The sequence below is a fragment of the Anaerotaenia torta genome (assembly GCF_050433395.1).
Classification (GTDB): Bacteria; Bacillota; Clostridia; order Lachnospirales; family Lachnospiraceae; genus Mobilitalea; species Mobilitalea torta.
In genome coordinates this window covers 214,272-227,473 of record NZ_JBNPXH010000005.1, presented here as the reverse complement: position 1 = coordinate 227,473, position 13,202 = coordinate 214,272, and the positions used below count along the sequence as shown (strand labels likewise).

The 13,202-nt window shown below is 49.4% G+C and carries 9 protein-coding genes; all 9 read left to right on the top strand.

Annotated elements, in window-relative coordinates; genetic code table 11:
• Positions 1–7: 7 nt before the first annotated feature.
• The 9 genes from HNQ56_RS10400 to HNQ56_RS10360 all read left to right on the top strand — a co-directional run bounded on the left by HNQ56_RS10400 (position 8) and on the right by HNQ56_RS10360 (position 13,151).
• Positions 8–1,753, top strand: a complete 1,746-nt coding sequence (locus HNQ56_RS10400; RefSeq protein ID WP_429145393.1) for a gluconolactonase — start codon at positions 8–10, stop codon at positions 1,751–1,753.
• Complete coding sequence (locus HNQ56_RS10395; RefSeq protein ID WP_429145391.1) at positions 1,750–2,382, top strand: YIP1 family protein; 633 nt, start codon at positions 1,750–1,752, stop codon at positions 2,380–2,382. The genes HNQ56_RS10400 and HNQ56_RS10395 overlap by 4 nt, the downstream gene beginning before the upstream one ends.
• A 62-nt stretch (positions 2,383–2,444) precedes the next feature.
• Positions 2,445–5,063: a DUF5696 domain-containing protein gene (locus HNQ56_RS10390; RefSeq protein WP_429145388.1), complete on the top strand. Its 2,619-nt coding sequence runs from the start codon at positions 2,445–2,447 to the stop codon at positions 5,061–5,063.
• Position 5,064: 1 nt separating this feature from the next.
• On the top strand, positions 5,065–5,976 hold the full coding sequence (locus tag HNQ56_RS10385; protein WP_429145385.1) for a carbohydrate ABC transporter permease: 912 nt from the start codon (positions 5,065–5,067) through the stop codon (positions 5,974–5,976).
• 14 nt (positions 5,977–5,990) lie between these two features.
• Positions 5,991–6,992 carry a carbohydrate ABC transporter permease gene (locus HNQ56_RS10380; RefSeq protein ID WP_429145382.1) on the top strand — a complete coding sequence of 334 codons (1,002 nt, stop codon included), beginning with the start codon at positions 5,991–5,993 and terminating at the stop codon, positions 6,990–6,992.
• 50 nt (positions 6,993–7,042) lie between these two features.
• Positions 7,043–8,962, top strand: a complete 1,920-nt coding sequence (locus tag HNQ56_RS10375; protein ID WP_429145379.1) for a hypothetical protein — start codon at positions 7,043–7,045, stop codon at positions 8,960–8,962.
• A gap of 50 nt (positions 8,963–9,012) precedes the next feature.
• A complete protein-coding gene (locus HNQ56_RS10370) occupies positions 9,013–10,482 on the top strand; it encodes a hypothetical protein (protein ID WP_429145376.1) in 1,470 nt (489 codons plus the stop codon).
• Positions 10,483–10,776: 294 nt separating this feature from the next.
• Positions 10,777–11,865 (top strand): PucR family transcriptional regulator, encoded by a 1,089-nt coding sequence (locus HNQ56_RS10365; protein WP_429145372.1) that lies wholly within the window; start codon positions 10,777–10,779, stop codon positions 11,863–11,865.
• A 32-nt stretch (positions 11,866–11,897) separates the two neighbouring features.
• Complete coding sequence (locus tag HNQ56_RS10360) at positions 11,898–13,151, top strand: S41 family peptidase (RefSeq protein WP_429145369.1); 1,254 nt, start codon at positions 11,898–11,900, stop codon at positions 13,149–13,151.
• Positions 13,152–13,202: the final 51 nt, after the last annotated feature.

Here is a 13,202-nt window from a genome sequence, read left to right as displayed (position 1 = left end):
TGGGATTATGAAGCGATGGAGATGGAGAAACAGTGGCAGACAGCAAGCAGCCGGATATATGCTAAGTAGCGGTAAGCAGCAATTAGACTGCAATGTGTTGAACGGCGGCAAGAGGAGAACTACCGGCTTTATGCTCCGAAAAATGGCGGTTCTGGCTGTTCTTGCGGCAGCTCTGGTCTGGAGAGGCACTGCAGCCGCACTGGCCAACGAGCTGCCCTATGATACCTATAATTATAACTTTTATGAAGATATTGTATTTACTCCGGCGGCCTATATTCCTTCTGATTCCGTATCGGGAACCCAGCTGGTATATAACGGAGAGCCTCTGGGGGCCTTCAGCAATCCTCAGGATCTGTGCAAGACCCCGGATGGAAGAATCGTAATTGCGGATACCGGCAATAACCGGATTATTATCCTCAATAAGAACATGACCCGTGTGGAAGCGGTTATTACGGAGTTTGAGAATGAAGGGAAGGATACCTTCAAGGCTCCCTACGGAGTCTGCGTATCGCAGAATAACCAGCTGTATATTGCGGATTCCCAGAATAACCGGATTGTTGTTCTGGACGGGGAAGGGGCGCTGGTTAAGATTGTTGCCAATCCCGCTTCGGAGGAGCTGGAGGATAATTACGTATTCACCCCTCTGAAGGTAACGGTGGACTATGCGGATCGTATCTACTGCATTGCCCAGAATATGTTCCAGGGAATTATGGTGTTTGAGAAAAACGGCGAATTCATGGGCTTCTTCGGAACCATCGAGGTGGAGATATCCCTTTGGGAAAAGTTTTGGAAGAGGCTTGCCACCAAGGAGGAGCGTTCGAACCAAAAGCTCTATATTCCTACGGAATTCACCGGAATGGATGTGGACAGCGACGGCTTTGTCTACGCCTCCAATATTGATGCCGAGGGGCTCCAGGCAATTCGCAGGCTCAATCCTAAGGGTCAGGATGTTATTAAGAAGGGGCAGAATAAGAATGTGGGCGGCGATCTCTTGATCGACGGTTTCTCCAAATATGCCGGGCCTTCCCAGATCACCGATGTGGTATACCGCGAGAAGGGAATGTACTCCATGCTGGACCGCCGGAGGGGCAGAATATTCACCTATGATCATGAGGGCAATCTGCTATATATCTTTGGAGGGCTGGGAACCCAGAAGGGAACCTTCGCCAGTCCGGTAGCGATTGAGAATATCGGAGAAGCAGTAATTGTTCTGGATGCTTACCGGGCGGAGATTCTGACCTTCACCGAAACGGACTACGGAAATCTGATTAACAAGGCGGTGGCGCTCCGGTATGACGGAGACGAGGCCCAGGCAGTGGAGCTGTGGGCTAAGGTGCTGGAGCTGGATGAGAATAACGAGCTGGCATATGTGGGTATCGGCAAGGCCTATCTGACGGCGGGGAATTATAAGCTGGCTATGGATTATCTGAAGCGGGGAATGAGCAGTGAATTCTACTCCATTGCCTTCCGCCGTTACCGCAATGAAGTACTGAAGAAAAATATGAATTTTCTGCTGACGGCAGCCGTGGCGGTGATCCTTCTTGCAGCAGCTGTCAGAGGATTCCAAAGGAGCCGGAAGTATGGCGGAAAAAATAGCCATGGCGGAAAAAATAGCCATGGCGGAAAAAATAGCCATGGCGGAAAAAATAGCCATGACGAGAAAAACAGCCACGGCAAGGACAGAGGCGGGAAGGGCTTCAGAAACAGTGGCCGCAGTCAGGGGCTGAGGGCAGGAGGTGGAAAGACATCATGAGCAAATATTTCTCTAAGGAAAAGTGGAGCTATGTATTATACACCGTATCGCACCCCGTTGACGGGTATTACTGGATCCGCCATATCGGCAAGGGAAGCGTGCCCATTGCGGTGATACTGGTGATATTGTTCGGTGTCAGCTTCTCCTTCAATCGCCTGTATGCCAGCTTCGTGGTAAATGAACTGAATCCCAGGGCGGTGGACAGCCTGACCGAGCTGGTTGGAGTGCTGCTGTTCTATCTGCTGCTCTGCGTCAGCAACTGGTCCGTCACCTGTCTTATGCAGGGAGAGGGCCGGCTGAAGGACATTGCAATTGCCATCGGATATGCCATGGTGCCTTTCATTGTTTCCTTCAATCTGGCTACGCTGCTGAGCCTGTTCATGGCGGAGGGGGAGGAAGCGTTCTACTGGCTGGTGCTGGGGATCGGCATTGCCTATGGCGTTATCATGTTCCTGACCGGAATTATGCAGGTTCATAACTATACTCTGGCGAAGACTCTGGTCACCCTGTTTCTTACTTTGCTGGCGGCGTTTATCATCATTTTTATCACTTTGATGTTTGCGGATCTGGTCAATCAGATCTACGGCTTCTTTCACAGCATTTACCTGGAGCTGATTTTCAGAACATAGGACTGCGAAAATTTATACTGCCGCCCGAATTCGCGGGGCGGCAGCAGAAGGGGATATTTCACATGAAATTCAATAAACAAAGGCCGAAAAAAATCAATAGAAAATCGGAAGCTGCAAGAAAGATTAAGCTTACCCTCATAGGGGCGGCGGCTCTGGCTGTCTCTGTCTGGCTGGTCTATTATTATGTCCGTTTCATGGCCTATGATGAATATAAGCAGTATCTGTCATCCTACAGCTATGAAGAAGGGGAGGACTTTCGGGCCATAGCGGAGGGGGAAGCTTCGGTGAAGGGTATGGTACTGGCTGCGGAGAACGAATATCTGAAGCTGTATGCCAATACGGAGACGGCGGAAATCGCGGTGTATGACAAGCGGAACAAAGAGACCGTATATTCTAATCCCTTGAATGCGGATGAGGATCCCATCGCCAACGAGACGAATAAAAGATATCTGAAATCCCAGTTCCTGGTGGATTATTTCAATAAAAGCAGGGCGGCGGGAATTTATGACTCCTACAGCATGTCCGTGGCAAGGGGGCAGGTAAAGGCGGAAGGAATTGAGAACGGCATTCGGTTCGTCTATGATTTGGGAGATCACAGCACGGCCACCACCGGTATTGTTCCCGCCTATCTCTCTCCGGAGAAGATGGAGGAATTGCAGGCAGCTCTGCCGGAGGCGGATGCCGCGGCTCTTCGGCGCTACTATATTAACAGCACGGCGTCGCCGGGAATGCTGGAGCTTAATGGTGTGGCGAAGAAGAACAAGAAGACCCTTCAAAAGATCACGGGCTATCTGGAGGCGGCAGGCTTCACGGAGGAAGACTATAACGAACTCATGAGAGAGGCCGGTGAGGAAGTGCCGGAGAGCATTTCCTTCCTGATTCCTCTGGAATACCGGCTGGCAGGGGACGGACTGAAGGTATCGATCCCCACTGGGGAGATCAAGGAATACGGAGGAGCCAAGATCTATCGAATTCAGATGATGAAATTCTTTGGAGCCCCCGGTGCCGGAGAAGAGGGATATATGGTAGTTCCCAACGGCTCCGGCTCCATCATCTATTTTAACAATGGAAAGACCACTGCCGCCGACTACTCCCAGTATGTCTATGAAATTGACCGTCTGGCGGGCAGCGCTACTCAGGTGGAGAACACGGAGAAGGCAAGGCTGGGCCTGTTCGGCATCTGCCGGACTTCCTCCGGCGTACTGGCAACCATAGAAGACGGAGCTTCTCTGGCCTACATAACGGCGGGAGTATCCGGAAAATACAGCAATTACAATTATGTTTACCCAACCTTTTTATTAAGGAACTACGACCTGCTCTCCATGTTCGGCTCCACGGGCAATGAAGCGGATCTTCCCATTGTCGTGAAGGATATGTACCGGGTCAATCTCACGGTGAACTATACCTTTCTGACGGAGGAGTACAAAGGGTATTCGGGAATGGCTAATTATTACCGGGAGGGGCTCCTTAAGAAGGGCGTGCTTTCCCGAAAGGAAGAGACGAAGGATATTCCCTTCTATTACGACATTCTCGGAGGGGTCAAAGAAACAGCCCACTTCTTGGGGACACAGTATCTGGGAATTAACGCAGTCACCACCTTTGACCAGGCGGAGAAAATCTCTGATGATCTGGCGGGGAGAGGAATTACCAATCAGGTGATGAATTACCAGGGCTGGTTCAACGGAGGCTACTACCACGATGTGGCGGATAAGGTAAAGATCATCCGCAAGCTGGGCGGTAAATCGGGACTGGAGGATCTGAGTGCCGCGGTAAAGGAGAACGGGGGCAGCTTCTATGCCGATGCCGCCTTCCAGAAGGTGACCTACATCAGCAAGCGCTACAGCAAATACAATGAGACCTCCAAATACTACGGCGCCGGATATTTTGCATATGTATCCAATGTAAATCCCACCACCCTGAGAAGCATGTCGCATATGGGGTATCCGGAGACGGGACTTTTGCTTTTGTCTCCCCGGTTCCTGAGCCGGTATGTGGGTGGCTTTGTCTCAGAGGTGAAGGGCCTGGATATTTCAGGAATCTCCCTGCGGGATCTGGGAGATGAGCTCCAGTCGGATCATAAAAGGACCTGGATTGTGAACCGGGAGGAGGCTCTGGATGTCGTGAAGGCCCAGCTGGAGCAGCTGAAGGGCACCGGGAAGGAGCTGATGATCAGCGGAGGCAATGACTATTCCCTGGCTTATACCGGACACTTGATCAATGTACCCCTGGGAGGCAACGGCTATTTCCTTATTGATGAGGATATTCCTCTCTACCAGATGATTATCCACGGAAGCATTGATTATGCCGGGGGATTACTGAATTATTATGATGATATGGACCGCCGGGAGCTGGTGCTGAAGCTGATTGAATACGGGGCATCACCCCATTATGTATTCACCTGGGAGAGTGCCAATGAAATGAAATATACAGGATTAAACCGGTATTACTCCACCAACTATGAGATATGGAAGGAACAGGCTCTGGATCTGTACAAGGAGGTTAACCTGGCACTGCAAAAGGTCACGGCGGCCAATATTACAGATCATGAGATCCTGGAAAACGGACTTCGCAGAGTGACCTACAGCAACGGCACGGTATTCTATCTTAATTATTCGGATGAAGCGGTAACGGTGGGAGAGCTCACGATACCCGCCAATCACTATGAAATGGAGGAGCGGTAACATGAAGAAAAAAAGGTTGACTCTTCTCCAAAAGCGGATGGTCAGCGGATATCTGTTCATTCTGCCCTGGCTCATCGGATTTATTGTTTTTTATGTAAGAAGCCTGATCATGACGGTTCAATTCTCCTTTTCCGAATTAACCGTTGGAGCGGTTGGGGGCTATAACCTGAAGTTCATCGGCCTTGACAATTTTATCTATGCCTTCCGGGAGCACGGCAGCTTTAAACAGGTGCTGACCACCTCCGTGGGCGACATGCTGCTGGATGTTCCGCTGATTATTTTCTTCAGCCTGTTTATGGCACTCCTGCTGAACCGGGAGTTCAAAGGAAGAACCCTGGTCCGTGCGATTTTCTTCCTGCCGGTTATTCTCAACAGCGCCGCAATATCGGAAGCCTTGGAGCTGAGTATGCAGATGATGGCGGGAGGCATCTCGGCAGGAAGCTCCGAGATGGCAGCCAGCTCCGGTACGACGGTGAATGTGGGTTATTACATCGATATGTTCCGGAACCTGGCGATGCCGGACGCCATTCTGGATTACATTATCACGGCGGTTTCCAGAATCAGCGATATTATTACCTCCTCCGGGGTACAGATCATCATCTTCCTTGCGGCCCTGCAATCCATCTCGGGCTCCATGTATGAGGTAGCGAAGATTGAAGGCGCCACCGCCTATGAGACCTTCTGGAAGGTGACCTTTCCCATGGTGATGCCCCATATTATAACCAATGTGGTCTATACCATAGTGGACAGCTTTGCGGACAGCGAGGTTGTGGATCTTGCCTATGATACTGCGTTTACCGCTTTTAATTACGGACTCAGCACTGCCTTCAGTCTGGTGAGCACTGTGATCACCTGTGCCATTCTGGTGCTGATCTGCGGATTTATACAGAAGAGAACATTTTACTATAACTAGGAGAGGAGAAGGATATGGAAACTGCAAGACAAGAAAAAAGCATTGCCAAAAGGTGGAACAATCTGATCTCCGACCCAAGGTTCATCAATAACCGGAAGGGAATAGCCAGCGGCTTTAAGAAACAGGTGATCCGTATCTTCAGCTTTGTGGTGATTCTGGGTATCTGCTATGTGATTCTGGCTCCGGTGCTGGGGATGCTGGTCAGCTCCTTCCTGTCGGATGCGGATGCCTATAATCCCATGGTATATATGATTCCACAGGCTCCGACGATGGAGAAATACAAGCTTGCCTGGGAACGTATGGCGTATCTGCCTACCATGGGAAGGGATCTGCTATATTCCTGCTCCCTGATGCTGATCCAGGTATTTATCACCTCCATGGTGGGATACGGCTTCGCAAGATTTGAATTTCCCTTTAAGAAGCTCCTGTTCGGATGCGTGGTGGTGATGATTGTAATTCCCAGCCATACCATCATGCTCCCGCTGTATATGACCTTTAAAAATTTTGATCCCCTGGGGCTGGCGACGCTGTTCATCGGCAAGCCCTTGGTACTGATGTCCACTCCGATACCCATGTATATTATGACTCTCCTTGGCTGCGGAGTCCGTTCGGGACTGTACATCTATATCTTCAACCAGTTCTTCCGGGGACTGCCAAGGGAAATAGAAGAAGCCGCACTGGTGGACGGTGCGGGAACCTGGTATACGTATTTCCGGATTATGCTGGTAAATGCGATACCGTCTGTCATTACTGTGGCTGTATTCTCCATGGTATGGCAGTACAATGATACTTTTTTTTCGAAGTTATTTCTGATTAGCGAGAACATAGTAATCAGTAAAAAGATCGCCACCCTGCAATCAACCATAGCCAATCTGGATAAAATTCTGGATTCAAGAATTCAGAATCTGTATCTGGATGCAGGCATCATGCTGGTGATGCTTCCGATGATTATTATCTATGTCGTTCTTCAGAAGTACTTTATAGAGGGAGTAGAGAGAAGCGGTATCGTGGGCTGATCACGGAAGCGCTCTGCTCAAAAGCCAAAAAAAGAAGGAGGAGTAAAGAGTTGAAAACAAAAAAAATATGGGCGTTATTTCTAAGTGTTATACTGGCGGTATGTCTGGCCGGATGTAAGAAATCCGAAGAACCGCAGGAAGCAGTCAGCCAGAATCCGCCGCAGGAACAGGCGACAGCAACCCCTGTTCCGACAAAGGAGCCTGTGCAGGACGCCGCGGAGCCCGCACCGGTAAGTGTTGATTTTGAGGACGGACAATTCGGCTTTGTGGTGGTATACACCAAGCCGGCCAATGCGGATGCTTCCGAGCTGGCCATTGCTGATTACAATGGAAGCAAGGCATTAAAGGTAACAAATATGAATGGGAGAGTTCCTTATGTGGCCATTGACATATCCAGTCTCGCAGGAGACAGGATTGCTTCCGTAAGGAGCATTACCATGGATCTGGCAATTGAGAACCCTGACGGCAAATTCTATGCCTGCTCCGGCAAGGTCACCGCATTTGTAGGCGAAGACCGGCATGAATCTAAGGGTGACTGGTCCGTTTATATGGAGAAGAAGAATCCCAACACCGTTAAGGCTGTACTGCAGGAGGGGGAGAGCTTTGCAGCAGGCTTCCAGAACTTAATTATTCTGTCTCTGGAAACGGATAACGGCGTTGCGGCAGGAGCAAAGAGTGCGAATTTTTATATCGATAATATCCGTCTTCTGGATAAGGACGGCAATACGGTTGCTGCAGACAGCTCCGTAGTATTTGATGAACCGGCAGGTTTCTCGGAGGTTGACCGGGCCAATCTGATCTCGGTGAAGAACGAAGTGGAGATTTGGAGCGGGGACAGCGGCGCAGCCTGGTCCCAGGGCACCGGAGTACAGACCGTGGCCAATGGAGGAACCTTCGACCCGGCTCTGATTACCGAGGATTCTGTCATTACCATCTATTATCAGTCCGAGGGCGATATGTGGCTGGTAGCTTCCTCCTGGGTAGACGGAGCACCTTTCGGCTGGCAGCGCGTGGCGGACGGCGGGGCTTCTATTAAGAATCCCAGCGGCACCATTGCCCAGATTACCTATGACCAGTTAAAACAATACTGCAATACCGATGATTTTGTAACCTTCTTAAGCCAGCTCCAGTGCGAAAGCGATATGGACTGGAGTGTAGCCAGCGTAACCATCGGCCAGAGATCCGGTATTGTAGAGCTGAAGAATAAGGTGGAGATCTGGTCCGGCGACAGCGGCGACGCCTGGTCCCAGGGCACCGGAGTACAGACCATAGCGGATGGCGGACCCTTTGATCCGGCATTGATCCAGCCGGGCTGTGTCATCAATATTGATTATGTATCCGAAGGCAATGTGTGGCTGGTAGCCATCTCAGGCGTGGATGGAGCGCCTTTTAGCTGGCAGCGTGTTGCGGACGGCGGAGCATCGGCCATCGACGGGGATACCTGTCAGATCACCTACGACCAGCTGGTTAAGTATTGCAATACCGATGATTTTGTAACCTATCTGAGCAAGCTTCAGGTGGAGAGTGATATGCCCTGGCAGGCACTCAGTGTATCCATCGGATATCCCTCCGGCCTTGTACCGGTGAATAAGGAAGTGAAGATCGAGGGTCTGGCAGGCGATAAGGGAGATGCCTGGTCCCAGGGCACCGGAGTACAGACTCTTGCGGACGGCGGAACCCTGGATCCGGCATTGATCCAGCCGGGCTGTGTGATTACCGTTGACTATGCTTCCGACGGCATGCTGTGGCTGGTGGCTATCTCAGGCGTGGATGGAGCACCCTTTGGCTGGCAGCGCGTGGCGGACGGCGGAGCTGCGGCGGATAATGGTTCCAGAGCACAGATCACCTATGAGCAGCTGGTAAAATACTGCAATACCGAGGATTTCGTTACCTATCTGAGCAAGCTTCAGTGTGAAAGCGATGCTCCATGGGAAGTTTACCGGGCAACCATCGGCTATCCCGCGGAATAATGTGTGTTGGGTGCATGAGGCTCAGTTACAAAATAAGGAGGATAATAGGAATGAAGTTAAGAAAAATTCTGTCAATTGTACTTGTATTGATATTGGTATTGACGGCAGCCGGATGCAAGAAAACGGAGCCGGCCTCCAATAAGGCGCCGGACGCAACGGATGCTCCGGTCCAATCCACTCCCGAGCCTGCAGGGGATGAGAAGCAGGGCGATGTAAAACCCAGCGGCGAGAAGAGAACCATTCGCATCGGTACCTGGTGGGTACAGTATTATGACAGCAGCCATACGGCCGTAGAAGATGACCCCACCTATTCGGGAGCTCTGGCCGGGCAGTTGAAATTCGAGAATGTCGCTAAGATAGAAGAGAAATACAATGTGGAATTTTACTGGGAGAATCTGACCTATGCCGGAGTAAAGGAGTCCATCAATACCTCGATTCTGGCTGGAACACCGGACTGCGACATCTATCTGGTAGAATTAAACTTTGGTATTCCGGCAGCGCTCAACGGGCTTGCTACGGATATGAAGACGGTTCTTCCGGCAGATTCGGATCTCTTTACCGATCAGAAAAATGTAAAATATTTGGATCTGGGTGACGGTAAGGCCACTCTCCTTAAGAGGGTGGAGGCAGCCAGCACCATAGAGGCTACCTATCCTCTGGCCTTTAACCTTCAGATGCTTCAGGATAATAACCTGGAGGATCCCAGGAAGCTGTATGAAAGAGGAGAATGGACCTGGGATAAGTTCATCGAATATGCCAAGGTGCTGACCAAGGATACGGACGGAGACGGCAATACGGATCAGTACGGCTACTGCGGCTTCAAGAATGAGACCTTTGAGCAGCTGATGATGAGCAACGGGGCCAATGTGGCCAGTTCTACCACGGAGGGACTGTCAAGCGCACCTGTGGGCGAGGTCCTTCAGATGATGTACGATATGTATAATACCTATAAGATATGCTATCCCTATGATATGACGGATACGGACTCCGATACCATGCGTTTCCAGTACCGTGACGGCAATATCGGCTTCTGGCCCGGCGCTGCCTGGATTCTGGCCAACAATGCGGATTATGACTATACCGGCTCCAACGGTGTTACCCTTGAATTCGATACCTGCTTCGTTCAGTGGCCGGTGGGCTACAGCGGCAACCAGGAGACCAACGGAGGCAAGATCTCCGCAGGCGAATATTACATCATTCCTGCCGGCGTAGAGGACCCGGAGCTGGTGTATAATGTATTATACGATATGTGGAACTGGTATGATGGCGATGCCTCCATCCGTGACGACGAAGAGACTCTGGTATGGTGGTATGCTGTAACCGGTAAGGATGAGACGATTCAGAATGAGAACTTTGATGTTATGTTTGACGTAGGAAGCAGGGAAGTATTCGATCTGTGGAATAATCTGGGCTTCGCCTATGATTTTAACACTCTGATTGACGGCTCCGTCACTCCGGCGCAATTCCAGGAGACCTATAAGCAGCAGGTACAGGACGCGCTGGACGCATACTTTAAATAACAAATTACAGTGGAAAGCTACCGTCAGGAACGGTTGAAAAGCAAGGAGGAAGAAGGCCCGGGGTTGTATGCTCCGGGTCTTCTTTTGACAAGAGCTTTCAGCCGGTTTCTTGATCTGCCCGGATAGTATATTGAATGAACTATTGTTACGGCTTCGATATTTGATAGAAATATACTAAAGTTTTTGTGTATTTTTTATGAAATTGGTTTACTTATGACGAAATCGGTGTTAAAATAACTTTCAGATACATGAATTTTAAAGAAAAATAGAAATATAATATAAAGGAGTGAAAGCATGATTTCCAATCAGATTCTTCAAAGTACCATTGACGGGTTAAAAGGCATAACACGAATTGATATTTGTGTTATGGATACGGAGGGCAAGGTTCTTGCAACGACCATTGAGAATGCCGAGCAGTATGAGAGCGCGGTTTTGGCCTTTGTCTCTTCTCCCGCAGACAGCCAGGCAATTCAGGGATATCAGTTTTTTAAAGTTTTCGACGAGCATCAATTGGAGTATGTAATTCTTGCCAGGGGTGATTCAGAGGATGTATTTATGATTGGAAAGATTGCATCCTTCCAGATACAGAATCTGCTGATCGCATATAAGGAGAGATACGATAAGGATAATTTTATCAAGAATCTGCTGCTGGATAACCTGCTGCTGGTGGATATCTACAACCGGGCCAAGAAGCTTCACATTGACACGGAAGCCAGGCGGGTGGTATTCCTTATTGAGACTAAGACAGAGAAGGATTCCAATGCTCTGGAGACAGTTCGCAGCCTCTTCTCCGGCAAGACCAAGGACTTTATAACGGCAGTGGATGAGAAGAATATCATTCTGGTGAAGGAAGTGAAGCCGAATGAGACCTATGATGAGCTGACCAAGACTGCCAAGGTTATTCTGGATATGCTGAACACGGAGGCCATGGCCAAGGTTCAGGTATCCTTTGGTACCATTGTGAATGAGATCAAGGATGTATCCAGATCTTATAAAGAAGCGAAGATGGCCCTTGATGTCGGTAAGATTTTCTACAGCGGAAGGAATGTTGTGGCATACAACAACCTGGGAATCGGCCGTCTGATCTATCAGCTTCCGATGCCCTTGTGCAAGATGTTCATCAAAGAAATTTTTGAAGGGAAATCACCGGATGATTTTGATGATGAGACCCTTACCACCATTAATAAATTCTTTGAGAACAGCCTGAACGTGTCGGAGACCTCCAGACAGCTGTATATCCACCGCAACACCCTGGTTTACAGGCTGGATAAATTACAGAAGAGCACAAATCTCGATCTTAGAGTATTTGAGGATGCCATCACTTTTAAGATTGCGCTGATGGTAGTAAAGTATATGAAGTATATGGAGAATTTGGACTATTAAGCAATGAGATGCAGAAATGAGGAAAAGATTAAATGAAGAAGAATTTTCTTGCCGGAATGCTGACGGGACTGCTCAGTTCTCTGCTTCTTGTGGTTGTTCTGGGAGCAGCATTGATATTCTCCGATCGTATGCCTGAATTTAATCAGCCGGAGTCCACTGAGGCGAAGGAACAGGAGACGGGGACGGAAGCGGCCAAGGCATCCAATTATAATGAAATTGTTGATAAGCTGGCTTTCCTGCAGCTGTTGGTAGATAATTATTATTTGGAGAACGTGGATAAGGTATCCTTTGCAGACGGCATTTATAAGGGCTTTATCTCCAGTCTGAAGGATCCTTATTCTACCTATTACACAGCGGATGAATACAAAGCGTTGATGGAGAGCTCTTCCGGAATCTATTTTGGTATCGGAGCCACCGTAAGCCAGGATACCAAAACCGGAATCATAACTATCGTGAAGCCTTTTACCACCGGTCCGGCCTATAAGGCGGGAATGAGGCCGGGAGATATCCTGTACAAGGTGGAAGGGGAAGAAGTGACCGGAGAGGATCTCTCTGAGGTAGTGAGCAGGATGAAGGGAAAGGAAGGAACCAAGGTCAAGGTAACTGTAGTGCGGGAAGGGGAGAAGGATCCCATTGACTTCACCATTACCAGAAAACAGATCGAGGTGCCTACCATTGAGTATAAGATGCTTCCGGATAAAATCGGTTATATTGTTATGTCGGAATTTGATGAGATTACGGTAACCCAGTTTGACGAAGCGGTGGATGCGTTGGAAGCCAAAGGAATGAAAGGGCTGGTAGTGGATGTGCGCAACAATCCGGGAGGATTGCTGGATTCCGTTGTCCGGATATTGGATCGGCTCCTGCCGCCGAAGCTTCTGGTTTATACAGAGGATAAGTATAAGAACCGGGAGGAAGAGTTTGCAGAGGATGAGATCAAGGTTAAGGTACCTATGGCAGTTTTGATTAACGGCAACAGCGCCAGTGCCTCCGAGATCTTTGCCGGGACGCTTCAGGATTATAAGGCGGCTACCATCGTCGGAACTACCAGCTTTGGTAAGGGAATCGTACAGAAGGTTATTCCGCTGTCGGACGGCACGGCGGTTAAGCTGACCATTTCCAAATATTTTACTCCGAAGGGGCGCAATATTCATACCACCGGCATTACTCCGGATGTAGAGATTGAACTGGATGAGGCAATGCAAAAGGAAGTCGTGATTCCCGTGGATAAGGATAATCAGCTTCAAAAAGCAATTGAGCTGCTGAAGGGGAAGATCAGCAAATAATTTACGGAAACAAATAAACTTTAGCGGGGGCAATCTTGTCCTGCTTCGCAG